Origin of the sequence: Niastella sp. (assembly GCF_045805085.1) — a bacterium.
Classification (GTDB): Bacteria; Bacteroidota; Bacteroidia; order Chitinophagales; family Chitinophagaceae; genus Niastella.
This window is the reverse complement of sequence record NZ_JBJMLX010000108.1, coordinates 1-19,348: the sequence shown is the minus strand read 5'-3', so window position 1 is coordinate 19,348 and position 19,348 is coordinate 1. Positions and strand designations below refer to the sequence as shown.

The 19,348-nt window shown below is 44.8% G+C and carries 14 protein-coding genes; 5 read left to right on the top strand and 9 right to left on the bottom strand.

What is annotated here, in order from left to right; translation table 11 throughout:
• The coding region (locus ACJ751_RS05310) for a SusC/RagA family TonB-linked outer membrane protein (RefSeq protein ID WP_407744335.1) at positions 1-2,112 on the top strand (2,112 nt) is incomplete at its 5' end.
• Between the two features lie 41 nt (positions 2,113-2,153).
• A complete protein-coding gene (locus ACJ751_RS05305) occupies positions 2,154-3,617 on the top strand; it encodes a RagB/SusD family nutrient uptake outer membrane protein (RefSeq protein WP_407744334.1) in 1,464 nt (487 codons plus the stop codon).
• 83 nt (positions 3,618-3,700) lie between these two features.
• Here the strand turns inward: ACJ751_RS05305 and ACJ751_RS05300 are convergent, their stop codons facing one another.
• The 4 genes from ACJ751_RS05300 to alaS all read right to left on the bottom strand — a co-directional run bounded on the left by ACJ751_RS05300 (position 3,701) and on the right by alaS (position 10,462).
• Positions 3,701-4,900 carry a TlpA family protein disulfide reductase gene (locus ACJ751_RS05300; protein WP_407744333.1) on the bottom strand — a complete coding sequence of 400 codons (1,200 nt, stop codon included), beginning with the start codon at positions 4,898-4,900 and terminating at the stop codon, positions 3,701-3,703.
• Between the two features lie 21 nt (positions 4,901-4,921).
• Entirely contained in the window at positions 4,922-6,370 is a 1,449-nt protein-coding gene (gatB, locus tag ACJ751_RS05295; RefSeq protein ID WP_407744332.1) for an Asp-tRNA(Asn)/Glu-tRNA(Gln) amidotransferase subunit GatB, read from the bottom strand.
• A gap of 136 nt (positions 6,371-6,506) precedes the next feature.
• Positions 6,507-7,490 (bottom strand): PDZ domain-containing protein, encoded by a 984-nt coding sequence (locus ACJ751_RS05290; RefSeq protein ID WP_407744331.1) that lies wholly within the window; start codon positions 7,488-7,490, stop codon positions 6,507-6,509.
• 320 nt (positions 7,491-7,810) lie between these two features.
• Positions 7,811-10,462, bottom strand: coding sequence for an alanine--tRNA ligase (gene alaS, locus ACJ751_RS05285; RefSeq protein WP_407744330.1), 2,652 nt, complete (start codon positions 10,460-10,462; stop codon positions 7,811-7,813).
• Between the two features lie 136 nt (positions 10,463-10,598).
• Here alaS and ACJ751_RS05280 point away from each other — a divergent pair, with 136 nt between their 5' ends.
• From ACJ751_RS05280 to ACJ751_RS05270, 3 genes are all read left to right on the top strand, one after another.
• A complete protein-coding gene (locus ACJ751_RS05280) occupies positions 10,599-11,570 on the top strand; it encodes a M23 family metallopeptidase (RefSeq protein WP_407744329.1) in 972 nt (323 codons plus the stop codon).
• A 289-nt stretch (positions 11,571-11,859) separates the two neighbouring features.
• The gene (locus tag ACJ751_RS05275) at positions 11,860-12,801 is read left to right on the top strand and encodes a helix-turn-helix domain-containing protein (RefSeq protein WP_407744328.1); all 942 of its coding nucleotides are present in this window, start codon (positions 11,860-11,862) and stop codon (positions 12,799-12,801) included.
• A 153-nt stretch (positions 12,802-12,954) separates the two neighbouring features.
• Positions 12,955-14,079 carry a PepSY-associated TM helix domain-containing protein gene (locus tag ACJ751_RS05270; protein ID WP_407744327.1) on the top strand — a complete coding sequence of 375 codons (1,125 nt, stop codon included), beginning with the start codon at positions 12,955-12,957 and terminating at the stop codon, positions 14,077-14,079.
• Between the two features lie 137 nt (positions 14,080-14,216).
• Here ACJ751_RS05270 and ACJ751_RS05265 read toward each other — a convergent pair whose 3' ends face one another.
• From ACJ751_RS05265 to hemF, 5 genes are all read right to left on the bottom strand, one after another.
• On the bottom strand, positions 14,217-15,410 hold the full coding sequence (locus ACJ751_RS05265) for a DUF5009 domain-containing protein (RefSeq protein WP_407744326.1): 1,194 nt from the start codon (positions 15,408-15,410) through the stop codon (positions 14,217-14,219).
• Positions 15,411-15,569: 159 nt separating this feature from the next.
• Entirely contained in the window at positions 15,570-16,856 is a 1,287-nt protein-coding gene (hemL, locus tag ACJ751_RS05260; RefSeq protein WP_407744325.1) for a glutamate-1-semialdehyde 2,1-aminomutase, read from the bottom strand.
• Positions 16,857-16,900: 44 nt separating this feature from the next.
• Positions 16,901-17,254, bottom strand: a complete 354-nt coding sequence (locus tag ACJ751_RS05255) for a four helix bundle protein (protein ID WP_407744324.1) — start codon at positions 17,252-17,254, stop codon at positions 16,901-16,903.
• A gap of 87 nt (positions 17,255-17,341) precedes the next feature.
• A complete protein-coding gene (gene hemB / locus ACJ751_RS05250) occupies positions 17,342-18,316 on the bottom strand; it encodes a porphobilinogen synthase (RefSeq protein ID WP_407744323.1) in 975 nt (324 codons plus the stop codon).
• A gap of 29 nt (positions 18,317-18,345) precedes the next feature.
• Positions 18,346-19,284, bottom strand: a complete 939-nt coding sequence (gene hemF / locus ACJ751_RS05245) for an oxygen-dependent coproporphyrinogen oxidase (RefSeq protein ID WP_407744322.1) — start codon at positions 19,282-19,284, stop codon at positions 18,346-18,348.
• Positions 19,285-19,348: the final 64 nt, after the last annotated feature.

Here is a 19,348-nt window from a genome sequence, read left to right as displayed (position 1 = left end):
TATTTCGCTTCCTTCAACTATAATGAAAACCAGGGCTATATTAGATCTACTTCACAAAAAAGAGGTTCTGCCCGCGTGAATTTAACTTCAAAGGTTACTGACTGGTTGCAATTTGGCATGAACACCCAGTATTCACGCACTATGGCAGATAATATCGCCTCTGGTGCAGGTACTGTTTTTTCAGGAATTCCATACGGCCCAATCACCGCATTCCCCAATATTCCGGTTTATGGCCCTGATGGAAAATATTATAGTGGAACGGGTGGAAATAAAGATTTCAGCGGATACGCTACACCCAACCCGCTGGCGGTAACCCAATGGAATTATGAAGACCGCGATGCGCGCCGTTTTATTGGAAGTGCATTTGGCGAGCTGCAACCGGTAAAAGGGCTTAAGTTGAAAAGCCAGGTGAATATTGACTATTCAAGCGCCTACATAGATGGCTTCTGGAATAAAGACATTGGGGATGGAGTTCAGCTTGGAGGATTGCGGCAAACTAATTATAATGAAAAAAATACCTGGAGCTGGTTCAATACATTAAACTATAACCGGCAAATTGGCGCCGATCATGAACTGAATGTACTGGCTGGCGCAGAATACACCCGCCGTACCAGTAAATTCACTTACAAAGCTGGCTCGGGTATCATTAATCCTGATCTGTTGATAATAGACCCTGGCAATTACAAGGATGTAGCTGGTTATGATGGAATTGATGGCATTGACGATGGGCTGGCTTCCTATTTTGGCTGGATCAATTATGGTTTCAGAAAAAAATACCTGGCCACTTTTAATTTCAGAACAGATGCTGATAGCCGTTTTGGAAAAGATAAACAATGGGGTTACTTTCCTTCAGGGTCGGTAGCCTGGCGGGTAACCGAAGAGGATTTTATGCGAGGCTATCATTTTGTGAACGACCTGAAACTACGTGGCAGCTACGGGGTAACCGGTAACTCAAACATTGGTTATTTTCCTGGCCGTAGTACAATAGCACCCGGCACCTATGCCGATATTCCGGTGCTGACATTAGCGAACCCCGGTAATTCGGCTTTACGTTGGGAACGGCATTTGCAATTTGATGCGGGCATCGATGCCGTATTGTGGAAGCACACCAGCTTTACCCTGGAATATTATAACCGCAAAACAATTGACCTGATATTGAATAACCCGGTTTTGGCTACACTTGGCTTCCCTGGTAATACTATTACCGAAAACGTTGGGGAGCTGCGGAGCCGCGGTATTGAACTGACCATAGCTACACCGGTGTTACATAGACGTAATTTTGCCTGGGATATTAATTTCAATGCGGCCTGGAACAAAACCAAAGTGATTGCCACCAATCTCTTTGGCGATGATCTGTATGATAATAATGATTCCAGAGCTTCCTTTTCCATTGCCCGGCCAGGACAACCACTGGGCGTTTTTTATCTTATCCGCTGGGCCGGCGTAAATCCGGTGAATGGGCTGCCCACCTTTTTGGATGTGAATGGAAACCAAAAACAATACGACTATGCTAACTCCACTTCGCCCTGGACATTAGTAAAGGATAACAGCAAAACTACCCCTATAACTGCTTCAGACCGGGTATTGACCAATCAATCACCCTATCCTAAGTTTTATGGAGGTATTAGTCAAACTTTCAACTACTTCAATTTTGATGCAAGCATCGACCTGCAGTATGCCCTTGGATTTAGCGTATATAATCAAACCATGCTGTACCTGATGAAGTATGACAATGTAAATAATAAATCAACGGATATACTGAAGGCCTGGAAAAAACCAGGTGACAATACCGATGTGCCGCGTCTGGACGCGAAAGACAACATCTGGACATCAACCTCAACTTCATCGACCCGCTGGTTAGAGAAAGGTGATTTTTTGCGGATCCGCAATGTGCAAATAGGTTACACAATACCCAAGACTGTTACTGAACGCATCAAGGTAAGCAGGTTGCGTTTCTATGTACAAGGCAGTAACCTGTATACATTCACCGGTTACTCCGGCATAGATCCAGAGGCAAACAGTGTAGGAGAAACGAACATCGGTTTGGGCATCGATAAATTCAGACCTTATTTTTCCCGCACCTTTACCATGGGTATTAACCTGGGCTTATAAGTGCTGCATTGCATTCAAATACTTAAAATAGAAAATAGTTTATGCGATATATATTGTATAGTCTCTTGTTAATAGCGCTTGCCGGCAGTTCCTGTCAGAAGAAAGTGCTTGATATCAATCCGCAGGATATGCTGTACAGTGATCTTGCTTTTTCAACACCTGAAAAAATTGAAGCCACCACTCTTGCCAGTTATGATGGGTTGCAGAACCCCCAATTCTTAGGCGGGCGGGCATTGCTTTATGTAGACGCTATGGGCGAAGATGTTTTTGACCGGGGGCAAACTACGGCCGAAATCAGCCGTTTTAGCCAGTTATCAAACAGTGCTTTTGCCGCAAGTATCTGGACGGCGGGCTATGATGCCATTGCACGGGCCAACAGGGCCATGGCTGGTATTACCGCCAATAGCGACAAGTTAACCCCCGCTAAAGCCAATGCACTGATTGCGGAATGTAAATTTGTTAGGGCAGTGGCCGATTTTTACCTGGTAAACTATTTTGCACAACCATATGCATTTACAACAGACGCCTCGCACCCAGGTATACCATTAATAACTGTAAGCTATACTTCAAACGATCCCGATGCCAATAAACCAAGGGCAAGCGTAAGCGACATATATACAGCCATTATAAAGGACCTTACAGAAGCATTGGCCGATCTTCCTGTAAGTTATTCTACTACCACTGATACGGCGTACAATAATAAAACCCGTGGCACCAAAGCCTCCGCTGCTTCTTTTCTTTCACGGGTTTATTTGTATAAAGGCGATTATGCCAATGCAAAAAAGCAGGCCCTGGATGTGATCAATGGCATGTATGGGACCTTTGCTTTGAACAGTACGGTCAATGGCGCCTTTGGTCCCGGCCATTATACTACCGCTGAAACCATCTGGTCAATCCCGAATAGCATTCTTGATAACCCAAACACCAATTATTCATTGCCGCAGAATTATAGTGCTACAGGCAGGGCCGATCTGGCGGTTTCCAGTAACTTTCTGGACTCCAATCGTTACTTTCTTGCAGACGATAAAAGAAGAGGTATGCTCGCTACCGGAGTAAACGGTTCCCTGTTCACTACCAAATATCCGGATGTGGCTTCGCGGTCCGACTGGGCGCCTATTATCAGGTATCCGGAAGTGTTATTGACCTATGCCGAAGCGCAGGCTCGTACTGCTACTGGTGTCGATGCCGACGCTGTTGCCAAATTGAATATAGTAAGGGATCGTGCAAAGGCAATTACTACCTTGTCTTATACTGCAGGAAGTTTTCTTAATAAAGATTCGCTGATAGCTGCCATTTTAGGTGAGCGCCGGATTGAACTGGCTTTTGAAGGCCATCGTTTCTGGGACCTGATGCGGACAAAAGGGGCTGTTACCTACAAGTTCGATACCGATGGGAAAACTAAATTACCAACCCAGCCTTTTGGCGCACAAAAGAATATTTTCCCCATACCCCAACTGGAAGTAGATAAAAGCAAAAAAGTACTCACGCAGAACGAAGGGTATTGATTCCTAATAATACTAAAAGAAAACGTCCTCCCGGCTCAGCCTGGAGGACGTTTTACTTTGTACAACTTAAAGCCCTATGAAAGTTATTTCAGAAATATTTCGTGTAATTTATTTTCCAGTTCTTCACCGCGTAACCCTTCACCAATCACATTGCCTTCCGGATCGATCAATACGTTGTAAGGAATGCCAGTGAAACCAAAAGTGGTCACTGCTTTGCTGTCCCAGAATGCAAGGTCGCTCACATGTGTCCATTTTAACTGATCTGCTTTGATGGCTTCAAGCCAGTTATCTTTCTTTTTATCGAGCGATACGCCCAGGATGGTGAAGTTCTTGTCTTTGTATTTATTGAAGGCCGCTACTACATTAGGGTTTTCGGCCCGGCAGGGTGGGCACCAGCTTGCCCAGAAATCAACCAGCAAATACTTTCCTTTGAAATTTGAGATGGAAACCTTTTTTCCATTTACATCGGGTAAGGTTAATTCGGGTGCTTTTTTACCTACCCAGGCATTTTGTTGGTCCTGTTGTGCTCTTATTTTTTCAACCTGCTCTTTATAAGCATTGTATCTTTTCTTCATTTCTGCCAGGTTCGAATCGCCGGTATACTTTTGTGTTAAGCTGTTCAGGGCAGTTTCAAACTCGGTTTGTGGCAACGTTTTGGCCGACCGGCCCAATACAAAGGCTGCTACTACAGGCTGGCTTACATCACCCATTATGCGCTTCATATACTCATTCAACTCTTTTATAGCAGCGTTCTTGCGGTTGGTAAGGTTGAGCAGCGTACTGTCTGGCGCGCCAATGCGTTTAAGGCTATCCAGTTTGTTCATGGCTTGCTCAGCGCTTACACTTTTAACATCGTAGGTGAAAATAAAATCCTGTAACTCGCGGCTGGCAACAGAACCGGCTACAGTGTAGAATTTATCATTAGCCATATCCATATTGACGGTAATGGTGGGTGCATCGTTCACCAGCGGAACCATGGGACCATCGGCCACTACCAGGTTAAACATGCCTACATTGGGGGCCTGGCCTTTTAATGTATATGATCTTTTATCGGCTGAAATAGTAACTGAATCCAGTTGAACAGGAGGCAGGTCGCCACCGAATGGTACTTCATATAAGAATAAGGTAACCGTTCCATTTTTAACTGCGTGCGGGTATTGATTTGCTACTTTATCAAGATTGGCAATATTGCCGGTTACTTCCAGTGTGCCCTTTTCTTTTGCTCCACAGGCGCCCACTGTAACCATTAGTATCGGCAATAGCCAGTTCGAAATTCGTTTCATCTATGTGTTTTTTATTTATAGTTATTGCAGTTTTTTTAAAAGGATATCATTGGTAAGTTTTGGATCGGCTTTTCCCTTTGATACTTTTTTTACTTCTCCTACAAATAACCCGATCAATCCCTTTTTACCTTTTTTATATTCTGATACTTTCTCTGGCATTTTGTTCAGCACTTCCTCCACCCAGGCGGAAACATTGCCTTCATCAGAATCCTGCAACAGGTTCAGCGCTGAGGCTATTTGTAACGGTTCTTTACCGGGTTCTTTTAACAGGGCGGTAAATATTTTGGTAGAAGCCACGGAAAAATTTACCTGGTTGCTATCGATCAGGGCTATCAGCGAGGCAATAACTGCAGGTTGTATGGGGAATGCAGTAATGGGTTCTCCCGTTTCATTCAACCATGATTTAATGGGGCCCAGCATCCAGTTGGCGGCTGCTTTGTAATTGGCCGAATGCCCGATGATCTGTTCAAAATAAACAGACAGTTCTTTTTCATCGGTTATAACGCGGGCATCGTATTCAGGTAACTGTAACTGTTGGATATATCGGGCTACGCGTTCTTCAGGCAATGCGGGTATGGAACTTTTAACTTCCTGCAGCAAGGCGTCTGTAACTACAAACGGGGTAAGATCGGGATCGGCAAAATACCGGTAATCGTTGGCGTCGTCCTTGGTGCGCAGGGCGAAGGTAGTACCATTGCCAGCGTCGAAACTTCTTGTTTGTTGGATGATCTTTTCACCTGCTTCAATAATATCTACCAGGCGTTTTGCTTCAAATTCAATAGCCCGTTTTACATTACGGATGGAGTTGAGATTCTTTACCTCTACTTTGGTACCCAGTTTGGGATCTCCTTTTTTACGAACGGAGATGTTGGCGTCGCAACGCATGCTGCCTTCTTCCATATTCCCATCGCAGATCTCGAGATAGCGTAACAGCTTTCTCAGCTCGGTAAGATAGGCATAGGCTTCGTCGCCGCTATGGATATCGGGCTCAGTAACTATTTCAACTAATGGAACGCCGGCGCGATTGTAATCAACGCTGGTGTTTTTTGGGTCAACATCGTGCAGACTTTTACCTGCATCCTCTTCCATATGAATGCGGTTGAGCTGAATGTCCCTGGGGCCTTCCTGCGTACGGATGGTTACGTGACCACCCACACAAATAGGGGTGGTGTGTTGCGTAAGCTGGTAGCCCTTTGGCAGGTCGGGATAAAAGTAATTTTTGCGGGCAAAATAATTATGCCGGGTAATGCTGCAATTACAGGCCAGGCCAATTTTAACGGCATAGGAAATGGCCTTTTTATTCAATTTGGGCAAGGTGCCGGGGTGCGCCAGTGTAATGGGGCTGATGTGTGTATTGGGATCGCCGCCAAAAGCCGCGCTATCGCCACAAAACAGCTTACTGTCGGTGAGTAACTGGGCATGCACTTCCAGACCTACAACTACTTCATATGCATCGTAAATTGTCGACATATTATTCTGATTGCCTAAAATGGTGAAAAATCAGACAAAAATACCTCATTTCTGGTTATGGTATTTTTAATAAAAAAGCCGCTCCGCCCAGCTAAACGGGAGGAACGGCTGTAATATAGGGCTGCTATTTGAAAACTTACAAATCGGCGGTTTTTAGCTTTTTAGGTGTTTTAATTTCAACTGATTGCGATTTGCCATTCCTGTTAAAGGTTACTTTAACGGCTGGTTTTTCCCTTGACTCGTGGGAGGCATTCACCAGGTCTTCGGTACTGCTTACTTTTTTGCCATCAAACTCGGTGATCACATCGTCTTTTTTAATGCCGGCTTTTTCAGCTGCAGATTCATTATCAACATCCAGCACTTTTACGCCCTTGCCATCCTCAGTGTCCTGGGCTTTTATCCCCAGCCGCGGTTTGCCATTATAGTTGAAATTGAAGTTGTGGTTGAAATTACCATGGTCCTCCCAGTCGAAATTTAAATTCGGCATGGGCATAGGATTGGGCGATGTGAATGTCAGGGTCCTGCGGCTTTTTTTGCCCAACGTAACGGTAGTTTTTTCAGTTTTGCCTTTTCTGTCGTAGGTGATCTCTATTTTATCATCGGGTTTGTGTTTGCGCACGATGCGGGTTACATCATCGGGGGTGGCTATAGTTTCATCATCAATTTTTGTGATGATATCGTTTTCCTTTAAACCGGCTTTATCTGCTGCACTATTCTCTGTTACCTCTTCAATTTCGGCGCCGGCTTTCTCCGCTTTATCCATAGCTACACCCAAAAAAGGAGCATTGTCGTTACCACGGCTATCAAAACTGAATGCATTGCCACCGGTAAAAGGAGAGTGGCCGCCATAATACAAGGTCCTGCCTTTTTTTATAACCAGGTTATCATCATCAAAATCTTCCAGCGGTTTTCCATTCACCGTTACTTCATCACCTTTTATTTCAATGGTGACCTTGGTGTCTTTGTCGCCCTTTCTTTTGATAATGATCTCTTCATTATCGTTCATTTTGGATTTGTCCTTATCCTTGTCTTTATCCTTTGTATCCTGGGCGGCCAGGGGTTGGCACAACAGAAGCGATACGGCTGCAATGGCGGTGCAGGAAATCAGAAATCGTCTCATGGTATCAAGAGTTTTAAGTATTTACAATATACTACGTCAACTTTCGTACATCAAATATAGGAATTTAATTGAAATACGAAAATATTCGGAAATGTTAAGGTTGGGGGAAAGTCGACGGGTTAACATGTTGACAAGTTAACGAGTAAGAAGGCGGCTGAGAGGGTCAAAGAGGGAGGTTGATAGAGATGACGGAATTGATAGTGTTGATAAAGGTTTTGGAATTAAAAAGTTAACAAGTTGACATTCAATTGGGCGGTTTTCCCTTGTCAACTTGTTAACTTTTCAACGCCTGCTCTTGGGGACGCAGTATTAAATTTATATTACAATAAGCTCTTTACTTTATTGATCACTTCTTGCAACTTCCCGGCATCCTGTCCACCGGCTGTGGCCAGGGTTTTTTGTCCGCCGCCGCCACCTTTTATCAGGGGAGCGATGTGCTCTTTTATGATCTTGCCGGCATCGAGCGAGCGGGCTGCGGCTACGGTATCAGCAATACCAACGGCAACAAAAGGTTTGCCGCCGATATTGGCGCATAATACCACCACATGGTCGTTCAGGTGATTCTTCATGTCGAAGCATAATTTCTTTAATGCATCGGCATTGCCTACTTCTACAATATCCCCCACGAACGTAACGCCGTTGATGATCTCGTCTTTATGCAATAATTCATTGCGAACGCCTACCAGTATGCGGTTTTCCAGGTGTTCCAGCTTTTTCTTCAGGTCGTTGTTATCGGCAGCCAGGTTCTGCACGGCTTTTAACAGATCGGCGGGACTTTTCAGCTCTTCCTTCACCTGTTGCAGGTGGCTTAATTGTTCGTTGATGTATTGTTCAGCTGCCAGTCCGCAAAGGGCTTCAATACGGCGAACACCGGCGGCTACCGCTGTTTCATGTTTTATTTTAAACAGACCCAGTTCGCCTGTAGCGCCTACGTGGGTACCACCGCACAGTTCAACCGAATAGGCAGGGTCCATGATCACTACGCGAACCACATCGCCATACTTTTCACCAAACAACGCCATGGCGCCCAGTTTCAGGGCTTCTTCCTTCGGCAATTCTTTTATAACTACCGGTATGTTGGCGCGGATCTTCTCATTTACAATGGCTTCTACTTTTGCAATTTCATCAGTGGTCATTTTGGCGAAATGCGAAAAGTCAAAGCGCAGGTATTCATCGTTTACCAGCGAGCCTTTTTGCGCCACGTGGGTGCCCAGTACTTTTCGCAGGGCTGCATGCAGCAGGTGAGTGGCTGAGTGGTGAACGGCTGTTCTTGACCTGCGGCTTGTATTGATGCGGGCATCAACAATACCGGTTATGTTGATCGGCAGCTTTTCAACAAAATGAATGATGAGGTCATTTTCTTTTTTGGTGTCAATTACGGCCACTTCTTCACCTTCAAAAAACAACGTACCGGTATCGCCAACCTGTCCGCCGCTTTCGGCATAAAAAGGCGTGGTGTTCAGCACCAGTTGGAAAGAGGTCTTTCCTTTGGCGGTTACTTTACGGTACTTTATTACTTTGGCTTCGGCCTGGGTATTGTTGTAGCCGATAAAGCTGGTGCTTCCATTTTCTCTCAGCACAACCCAGTCTTCAGCACTAATGGCAGTAGCGGCACGGGCGCGGTCTTTTTGCTGCTTCATTTCGGCTTCAAACTCTTTCTCGTCTACTTCCAGGTTATTTTCACGGGCTATCAACCTGGTAAGGTCAATGGGGAAACCATAAGTGTCGTACAGCTCAAAAGCGGCTGAGCCATTGATGATCTTGTTTTTGGTAGAACCGATGATCTCATCGATCTTCTTCAACCCTTTTTCCAGCGTACGCAGGAAAGCTTCTTCTTCTTCCTTGATTACTTTGGCAACAAAGTCCTGCTGCTGCTGCAGTTCAGGAAAAACCGTTTGAAACTGGGTGGACAGCACGGGCACCAGTTGGTGCAGCAGGGGCTGTTTATAATCGAGATACGTATAATAATAACGAACGGCCCGGCGCAAAATGCGGCGGATCACATAACCGGCCCCGGTATTGGATGGCAGTTGACTATCGGCAATAGTAAAGCTGATGGCGCGAATATGATCTGCCAGTACCCGGAAGGCTACCGCCTGATGCCAGGCCTCCCCCTTGCCCCCTCCGGTGGAGGGGGTAGTGTTTGAATCGTATTTTTTCTTAGTGATAGTCTCGATGGCGGCGATGGTGCCGGTGAAAACATCAGAATCGTAATTCGACTGTTTGCCCTGCAGCACTCTAACCAGGCGTTCAAAGCCCATTCCGGTATCCACGTGTTTGGCGGGAAGGGGCTCCAGGGAACTATCTTTTTTACGGTTGAACTGCATTAATACGTTGTTCCAGATCTCGATAACCTGGGCATGGTCTTTATTTACCAGTTCAGCGCCGCTTTGTTGGCTTCTTTCTTCGTCGGTTCGGCAGTCAACGTGAATTTCAGAACAGGGACCGCAAGGGCCGGTATCGCCCATTTCCCAGAAATTATCCTTTTTATTACCCGGCAAAATGCGCTCGGCTGGTACCAGTTTGGCCCATTCTGTAAAAGCTTCTTCGTCTTTGGGGAGGTTTTCAGCTGTATCACCTTGAAAATAAGTTACATATAACCGGTCTTTCGGTATTTTATAAACCTCGGTGAGCAGTTCCCAGCTCCAGGCAATGGCTTCCTTTTTGAAATAGTCGCCAAAGCTCCAGTTGCCGAGCATTTCAAACATGGTATGATGGTAAGTATCAACGCCTACCTCTTCCAGGTCGTTGTGTTTACCACTTACCCGAAGGCATTTTTGGGTATCCGCCACCCGGGGAAAGGGGGCTTTTTTATTTCCGAGGAAGTAATCTTTAAACTGGTTCATACCCGCGTTGGTAAAAAGCAGGGTAGGGTCATTTTTTACCACAATAGGGGCCGATGGTACAATTTCGTGTCCCTTATTACGGAAAAAATCCATGAATAGCTGTCGTATTTCTGCGCTGGTCATCATAAACGGAACGATCTTTGATAAAAATTGACTCTTAAGCCTTTATATTTGTAATTGTTACCGATGAGGCAATGGCTGCAAAGGTAATTTAATTCGGGCTGTTTTGCTGAAAAGCAACCTTGGTAATCGGCTTGTATCCATGAAGAAAATAAAGTACTACTACAATACCAATACACTCCGTTATGAAAAACTGGAGACTCCGCTGCACGTAAAACTGCTGCGAGTGCTCGGTTTCATTTCGGCCGCTATAGTTACCTCTTTTATTATTGTTTCCGTCGCTTACAAGTATTTTCCTTCCACCAAGGAAAAGGCCCTGATGCAGTACAACGAACAGCTGCAGGAGCGCTATTGGGTACTGGATGAGCAGGTTGCGAAAATGCAGCAACGCATGACCCAGCTGGAAGAACGGGATAACGATATTTACCGCACCATTTTCGAGGCTAACCCCATTCCCGACAGCATGCGCGCGAAGGAAATGGCCCAGCAGAAAGAAAACGAAATGGTGGCCAGCATGACCAATTACGAACTGGAAAACTCCATTGTACGCTCCCTCCACAACCTGGAGAACCGCATGGGCTCCCAGGAGAAATCATATGTTGAAATAACCGGTTTTATCAAGAACAAAGAACAGCTATTGGCCTGTACGCCAGCTATTCAGCCGGTTAGCAACAGCGACCTGAAGCGCCTGGCTTCCGGTTTTGGTTACCGGATTGACCCGGTGTATAAAACGGTAAAAATGCATGCCGGTCTCGACTTTGCCGCTCCCCAGGGTACGCCCATTTATGCCACCGCCAATGGAGTGGTAAAAGTGGCTGGTAATTTGGGTAATGGCTATGGTAATCACGTAGTTTTAAGCCATGGCTATGGATATGAAACCCTTTATGGCCATATGTACCGCATTAAAGTAAAACCCGGCGAAAAGATCAAACGCGGTGAGATCATCGGCTGGGTAGGCAGTACCGGAAAATCAACCGGCCCACACTGTCATTATGAAGTACATAAGAATGGCACACACCTCGATCCGGTTTACTTCTTCTACAACGACCTTTCACCTGAACAGTACGACCGTTTGCTGAAGATGTCATCTTCAAGCAACCAAAGCTTCGATTAGGAACGTGAATGGTGAATGGTCAATGGTGAATAGTTCGCTATTTTCAATGCTAATAATCTTTTGCCTCAACCCGAATCCACAATCTATTCGCGCTTTTTAAGTGTTCAGCAAACAATTTTAATGTAAGCCATGTTAAGGCTACCAGTTTGTCTATTGTATGGAATAAGCTGTTGGTTCTCAGTTGGTGGCTTGTTTTCATTGACCATTGACCGATTCTGACATTCTCATGACGCCCTAATCGACAAACCATTGGGAATATTAACATTGTACCTGTAAATTTGCACCCGATATGTATAATCCGCCTGATATACTTTCACTGGCTTACAAGCAACCGATCATGCACGATCAGTTACAGCTGTTGCAGGAAAAAGAGCAACAGATGCCTGGTTCGGTTCAGTATGCCATTAAAAGATACCGGAAACATTCACAATGGAATATTGAGGATACCGGGGTGTTGGTATATCATTACAAAAAATCAGCGCCACAGGAGAACTATGTGGAGCTACGTTTTTGTATTTCGGGTAATATGTATTGCAATCAGAAAGAGGTGGAATGTGATCAGTGTAAACTGAATACATCAAAGGCCTGTGCCGAAAGAGTAGAAAGCATCGATGTAATGACCTTCCGTTTCTTATCTGTGCACCTGTCGCAATTTGTAAAACCCGGTAAATTGAAGACCATTACCGATGAGGTGTTACAATTTGTGCATCCTTCTTCTTTCTCAAAAATCCTTCCTTTATGCGGCCGCACCCGCCAGGTGCTGGAAGCATTGTTAGGACATACCTATACAGATAGCCTGGAAAATATCTTTATCAATGGCCAAAGCCAGATGCTGTTGTTATACAGCCTCGAATGTATGCTGGGCGATGATAAAGAAATAGAACCCTTCCAGTGCAAGTTCCTGGCTAATGAAGCCGATCGCGAAAAGATCATTAAGGCCCGGGAGATCTTACTGCAACATATTGGTGAACCTATTACTATTAAAGAGCTAAGCCGCAAAGTAGCCATCAATGAATGCTATCTGAAAAAAGGATTTAAAGAATTATACGGTACTACTATCTTTGACTTCTACCAAAGCCAGCGCATGGAACATGCCCGATATTTATTATATGAAAAAGGGTTAACCGTAACCGAAGTATCTATGATGCTGGGCTATTCTTCTATCTCACACTTCTCCACAGCCTTTAAAAAGCAAACCGGATTGAAACCGTGTGAGTTGCTGTTGCATTAATTGTATTTCATTTTCTCATTTACTAATTTTCACCCGCCTTCACTGTCGCTTCGGACGGACAAGCATTCGTTTTCCTTTCCGCTTCGCGTAAATCATTTTCCTTTTTGAGTAATCCCGACAACGTCGGGATGCAATAGGTTTGTATGTCATAATATGACCCTTAAAAAGATTATCGGAAAAGTTCATTTGTGGCTGGGATTTACGTCTGGGATCGTTGTTTTTATCATTGCAGTAACCGGCTGTTTGTATGCATTTCAGGCTGAGATCTCAAAGTTGACAGGAAAGACCTATCGACAGGTAGCGCCGCAAAACGCCCCTTATCTACAACCTACCCAACTAAAAGACATTGTTGAAAAGCAGTTGCCGGGTAAACACGTGCATAGTGTGCAATACGGAGCCCGGGACGAAGCAGTGGTGGCCACCTTTTACAATTTTGAACCAGGTAACGAATATTACTATACCATCTATGCGAACCCGTATGATGGGGCAGTGCTGAAGGTGAAGAATATGGACCGCGACTTTTTCAGAATAGTGTTGCTGGGTCATTATTATTTGTGGTTACCCGAAGCCGTGGGGCAGCGCATTACTATTTATGCTACTATCATTTTTGTTGTGATGATGATAACCGGTATAATCTTGTGGTGGCCAGGAAATAAAGCAGCGGCCAAACAACGGTTCTCTATAAAATGGAATGCCGCCTGGCGCCGTAAGAACTACGATCTGCACAATGTGCTGGGTTTTTATATGACCTGGGTGGTTATTTTTATGGCCATTACCGGTTTGATCTTTGGCTGGCAATTACTGGCCAATGCCGTTTATAAAACAGCTGGTGGTAAAAAATCATTGACCTACCAGGAGCCATTATCAGTCATCACAAAACTGGCTCAGGCATCAGCTTTACCGGTTGATAAACTGTGGGGTCAAATGCAACGGGAACATAAAGATGCAGCAACAATAGAAATGCATTTTCCGGCAACTGATAAATCGGCCATTGAAGTGGCAGTGAATACAGATGCAGCTACCTACTGGAAAACCGATTACCGCTTCTTTGATCAGTATACGTTAAAGGAATTACCGGTCAATCATATTTATGGCCGGTTTAAAGATGCGAAGGGAGCCGATAAGTTACTTAGAATGAACTATGATATTCATGTGGGCGCTATTGCGGGTTTGCCCGGAAAGATAGTAGCATTCTTCGCTTCATTGATCGCCGCCAGTTTGCCCATCACCGGGTTTATGATCTGGTGGGGTAGAAGAAAGAAAAAACCTTCCCGATAAATCGAGAAGGCTGTACTAATCAAATACCATTAACCATTAAACCTTATCCTATGAAAACACAAAGATACATATAAAATCATTTATATGCATGTTGTGTTTTATTATTTAGAACTCGTTAACATTAACGGTTGTGCAAGTCAAATTTTTAACCGGATCCGCCATTTAGACAATAATCCCGTAAGCAGAATAATTAGTAATGCAAACACAAGCGATTTGATTAAGCCCACCGCACCGGTTAATAAGAAGGCAGGTAAACTGAGACCTGCAATTTGAACCAACGGATAAAATATATAGGGAAGCAGATATGCGGTAAGTGTGCTGGTGCCGGCTGGTTTTATTATCTCAAACCATTGTTGTTTCTTTTTACGGTCAACCAGCCAGATCAATCCTGTAAAAAATAATATACTGATGCCGGTGCAGATGGCTATCCACGATGGGGTAGCGTGTATTTTAGAAATGCCTCCACCTAAAGGCCTGATGGCAAATCCGCCCGCTAACATCAATCCTCCCAATAGTAAGAAGAGCCAATAGCATTTGTTGTATTGCCCTTTTTCAACCAGTGAGGAATACAATACAGCTATAAGGATACCAGCCATCGTGAGCGCAGGTAAAGAACCATCGCCTACAATCCAGATATAATGTTTAATGGGATCCAACACATGCAGCCAGCCTGCCTTGGTGGCGATGTTAAACAAGGTGAAGAAAAGAAATCCACCTGTTAAAATAGATAATCTTCCTTTTGAAAACTGGAAGACAAGTGCCGACAGCAGGTACGACCAGCCAATTAAACCCAGTATACCCCACCATTGCGGGTGCAACCAAACAGTTTGTCCATCTTTGCCGCCTTTATATACAGCAGCTAAAAACACCAACAGTGCAGTGCCAACACCTTGTAAGATTATCTTTTTTCTTTCTGAAAAGGTGGAAGGATAATCGAGCCAGATAAAAAAGAAACTGATCGTCAAGAGTATTTCCCAAACCGTTCTTGGTAGTATTGCAGCTTCGTGATTATAATTCTCCAGGTTCACATGAAAGAAACCCATTACCAGCAGTGCGAAGGAGCGGATCAGTATATGGCCAAGAATATTGCTTTGTGAAGCACCCTTTGCCCAGCGGTTACCAATCGCAAATGGAATAGAAAGGCCAACTATAAAAAGAAAAGCAGGGAACACAGTGTCTGCCAGGCCCATACCATCTTCATTGGCCTGGGTATGTTCGAGCCATTGGGGAATACCCTTCAGGGTTCCCAGATCGTTAACAAAGATCATCAGCAGCATGGTGAGTGCCCTGAATACATCGATGGATGCCAGTCGTTGAGTGAATGGTCGCATAAGAAGCTTTGAGGTTTACTGGTGTATATTAATAAAAAAAGCCGTATCCGGGTGTTAATCCATCAACGGCTTAATTTAATTATTTAATAGCTAATATGAGGAGCGGGTATATTGAACTTAGTAGTTTGCCAATATCCTTTATAAACAGGACTATTTATTTTATAATATCTCCTGCAGGCTTTCTTTCGCCTTTTGAATGGTTACATCCAGGTCTTCTTTTGTTAATGCACTGCACAAGAACCAGGTTTCAAAAGCAGAAGGCGGTAAATACACGCCGCGATTCAGCATGGCATGGAAGAATTTCTTGAACAGCTCATTGTTGGCAGCAGCTGCTGAAGAGAAATTAACAATAGGATGCCCGCTGAAATGAATGCTGATCATAGAACCAAGCTGGTTGATCACATACGGCGTTCCACTGGCTTTCAATACCTCATCCAACCCCTTGCGCAGGTAACTGGTTGATTCATCCAATTGTTTATAAATGGAAGGATCTTCTTTCAGCGTTTTCAACATCACATAACCGGCGATCATGGCCAGCGGGTTACCGCTTAAGGTACCTGCCTGATACACATTACCCAATGGAGAAATGTGTTGCATGATCTCTTTCCTGCCGCCAAAAGCGCCTACGGGCATTCCGCCACCGATCACTTTACCATAAGTAACCAGGTCCGCATTTATTTTAAGACGTTCCTGTGCGCCACCGGGTGCAAGTCTGAACCCGGTCATTACTTCATCCATGATGAAGACAATACCGTTCTTATCGCAGATAGCACGCAAGCCCTGCAGAAATCCCTCCCGGGGCAGAATGCAACCCATATTACCGGCAACCGGTTCTATGATGATAGCTGCGATCTGGTCCTTATGTTCTGCTACCAGCTGTTCAACGGCTGCCAGGTCATTGTAAGCACAGGTAAGTGTATCATTGGCAACGCCGGCAGTAACACCCGGTACGGTTTGTATATTAAAGGTAGCCACGCCACTGCCTGCTTTTACCAGGAATGAATCGGCATGGCCATGATAACAACCTTCAAACTTGATGATCTTATTGCGACCGGTATAGCCTCTTGCCAGTCTGATGGCGCTCATACAGGCTTCGGTACCACTGCTAACCATCCGAATGAGGTCTACATTGGGCACCATGCTGATGATGAGTTCCGCCATGTCAATTTCCAGTTCGGTAGGTGCGCCGAATGAGGTGGAATATTGTGCGTAATCCTGGATGGCCTTTACAACTGGGTCATAAGCATGGCCGAGGATCATGGGGCCCCAAGAGTTGATGTAGTCGATATAGCGGTTGCCATCGGCATCGAACAAATAAGCGCCTTTGGCCGATTTCATGAATACCGGGGTCCCGCCCACACTTTTAAAAGCCCGAACGGGGGAGTTTACGCCACCGGGAATGCTTTGCTGCGCCCGGTTGAATAATGCAATGCTTTTCTCAATCATAGTAGACGTCAATGGTGAATGGTCAATGGTCAATAGAGAGGCTTCTATGGGTCAATTAATTTAGATAAAATTTTGAAGCATCCGATCATTGAATCACCGATTTTATTTAGTTCTAAGTTATTTAAATATTCTAATTCTTTAGCAATATCCAAAGCAGCATCGATTTCAATGAGTGAGCCTCTTGCTACTTCATAATATCTTTTCCTTTCCTGGTCTGATTTTCCGGAAGCTCCTTCAGACAAATTTAGATGAACCGACAGTGCTGCTCTTCTAATTTGTGAGATCATTGCAAACTTCTCTTCAACGGGAAAGGATTTGGTCAGTTTATAACATTCAGAAACAAATGTCTTTGAAATGCTATACAAGTCAAGTTTTTGATGGTTTAGCGTTAAGAACATGTAAATGGTTTTAAGAATGAATAGAATGCTACCTACTCAGAGTGTAACCATTTATTGTTATGCTATTGACCATTCACCATTGACCATTCACGACAACAACCGAACGGCATCTTTGGCAAAGTATGTAGCAATGAGATCAGCGCCGGCCCTTTTAATGGCAGTAAGGGTTTCCAGGATGGCTTTGTTCTCATCTATCCAGCCCATTTTGGCGGCCGCTTTTATCATGGCATATTCACCGCTGATGTTATACGCACTAACAGGTACAGATACCGCATTTTTCACTTCACGAATAATATCCAGGTAAGCTAATGCAGGTTTTACCATCACGATATCCGCACCTTCCTCCACATCCATCAGGGTTTCTTTAACCGCTTCGATGCGGTTGCTGTAATCCATCTGGTAGGTTTTTTTATCACCAAAGCCAGGGGCGCTGTCCAGTGCATCGCGGAAAGGACCATAAAAGCAGGATGCGTATTTGGCGCTATAGCTCATGATGCCGGTCTTGTTCAATCCGTGTTCTTCCAGTGCTTCGCGAATGGCGGCAATACGACCATCCATCATATCGCTGGGGGCTACAAAGTCAGCGCCTGCCTGTGCATGACTTACACTCATTTGGGCCAGCACTTCTACCGTAGCGTCATTTACAATTTCAGCACCTTCAACAATACCGTCGTGACCGTAAGAAGAAAATGGGTCAAGGGCCACGTCGGTCATTACCAGCATCTCAGGGCAGGCGTCTTTTACCGCCCGGATGCTTCGTTGCATCAAACCTTTTGGGTTTAAGGCTTCTGTGCCTTTATTATCTTTCAGTTCGTCTTTACTTTTAACGAACAGCAACACGCTTTTTATACCCATGCTCCACAGTTCCTTTACTTCCTTAATGGTGTTGTCGAGGCTCATGCGGTAATAGCCTGGCATGGAAGCGATCTCTTCTTTATAGTTCTCACCCTCGTTGATGAAAAGGGGCACAATAAAATCATTCGGCGTTAAAATAGTTTCAGCCACCATGCTTCTGATCGCAGGCGACTGACGTAGTATGCGGTTTCGACGTTGTAAATACATAACTAATATTTTCTGATTTAGAGATTTCGTTATACCCAATCAACAGGGTTCAAACACGCTTGCCACAGTTTATCTTCCTCACTGCCTGGTTGGGGTTGGTAATTGTATTCAAAGCGTACGGTAGGAGGCAAACTCATTAAGATGCTTTCTGTTCTGCCATTTGTTTTCAAGCCAAACAACGTGCCCCGGTCATGCACCAGGTTGAACTCAACATACCGGCCGCGACGGATCTCCTGCCAGTGTTTGTGTTGTTCGGTATAGGGCAGTTGTTTTCTTTTCTGTACTATCGGTAAATAGGCGGTAATAAACGCATCGCCACAGGTTTTACCAAAGTTGAACCAGAATTGCACATTCTTTTCAGCCGATGGCCGTTGGTGATCATAAAAGATGCCGCCAATACCCCGGCGTTCTTTATTGCGATGCCAGTTCACAAAATAGTTGTCACATTCTTTTTTGAAGGCAGGGTAGAAGTTGGGATCAAACGCATCGCAGGCGTTCTTATAGGTTTGATGAAAATGCCGGGCATCTTCTTCAAACAAATAATAGGGCGTAAGGTCTGTGCCGCCGCCAAACCAGCGATCGGCGGCGGCCTCCCCCCGACCCCCTCCAATAGAGGGGGAGGACTCACCATATACCTCGAACATTCTGTAATTGCAATGCACCGTAGGTACAAACGGGTTCACCGGATGCAATACCAGTGATAAACCACAGGCGAACCAGCTTTTGCCATCTATTTTTAATTGGTTGCGCATGGGATCAGTTACTTCGCCAAATACAACGGAGGTGTTTACGCCGCCTTTTTCAAATACATTCCCATTGGCAATTACCCGGGTTTTACCACCACCGCCTTCAGCACGCTGCCATTGGTCTTCTTTAAAGGTTGCCTTGCCATCTTCCTGCTCCAGGGCGGCGCAAATTTTGTCTTGCAGATCGTGTATATAATTAATCCATTGTTCTTTAAATCTCATATCGTCTGTTTCTCTTATGCTTGTATACCTTGTTGCTTGTATTCTTTCACTGCATCCACAAATG

Excerpts from the sequence above, each read along its gene's own strand:
- ACJ751_RS05275 (WP_407744328.1), top strand. The coding sequence starts at position 11,860 with ATGTATAATCCGCCTGATATACTTTCACTGGCTTACAAGCAACCGATC.
- hemL (WP_407744325.1), bottom strand. The coding sequence starts at position 16,856 with ATGATTGAGAAAAGCATTGCATTATTCAACCGGGCGCAGCAAAGCATT.
- ACJ751_RS05270 (WP_407744327.1), top strand. The coding sequence starts at position 12,955 with ATGACCCTTAAAAAGATTATCGGAAAAGTTCATTTGTGGCTGGGATTT.
- hemF (WP_407744322.1), bottom strand. The coding sequence starts at position 19,284 with ATGAGATTTAAAGAACAATGGATTAATTATATACACGATCTGCAAGAC.
- ACJ751_RS05280 (WP_407744329.1), top strand. The coding sequence starts at position 10,599 with ATGAAGAAAATAAAGTACTACTACAATACCAATACACTCCGTTATGAA.
- gatB (WP_407744332.1), bottom strand. The coding sequence starts at position 6,370 with ATGTCGACAATTTACGATGCATATGAAGTAGTTGTAGGTCTGGAAGTG.
- ACJ751_RS05265 (WP_407744326.1), bottom strand. The coding sequence starts at position 15,410 with ATGCGACCATTCACTCAACGACTGGCATCCATCGATGTATTCAGGGCA.
- hemB (WP_407744323.1), bottom strand. The coding sequence starts at position 18,316 with ATGTATTTACAACGTCGAAACCGCATACTACGTCAGTCGCCTGCGATC.
- ACJ751_RS05305 (WP_407744334.1), top strand. The coding sequence starts at position 2,154 with ATGCGATATATATTGTATAGTCTCTTGTTAATAGCGCTTGCCGGCAGT.
- ACJ751_RS05290 (WP_407744331.1), bottom strand. The coding sequence starts at position 7,490 with ATGAGACGATTTCTGATTTCCTGCACCGCCATTGCAGCCGTATCGCTT.
- ACJ751_RS05300 (WP_407744333.1), bottom strand. The coding sequence starts at position 4,900 with ATGAAACGAATTTCGAACTGGCTATTGCCGATACTAATGGTTACAGTG.
- ACJ751_RS05255 (WP_407744324.1), bottom strand. The coding sequence starts at position 17,254 with ATGTTCTTAACGCTAAACCATCAAAAACTTGACTTGTATAGCATTTCA.
- alaS (WP_407744330.1), bottom strand. The coding sequence starts at position 10,462 with ATGATGACCAGCGCAGAAATACGACAGCTATTCATGGATTTTTTCCGT.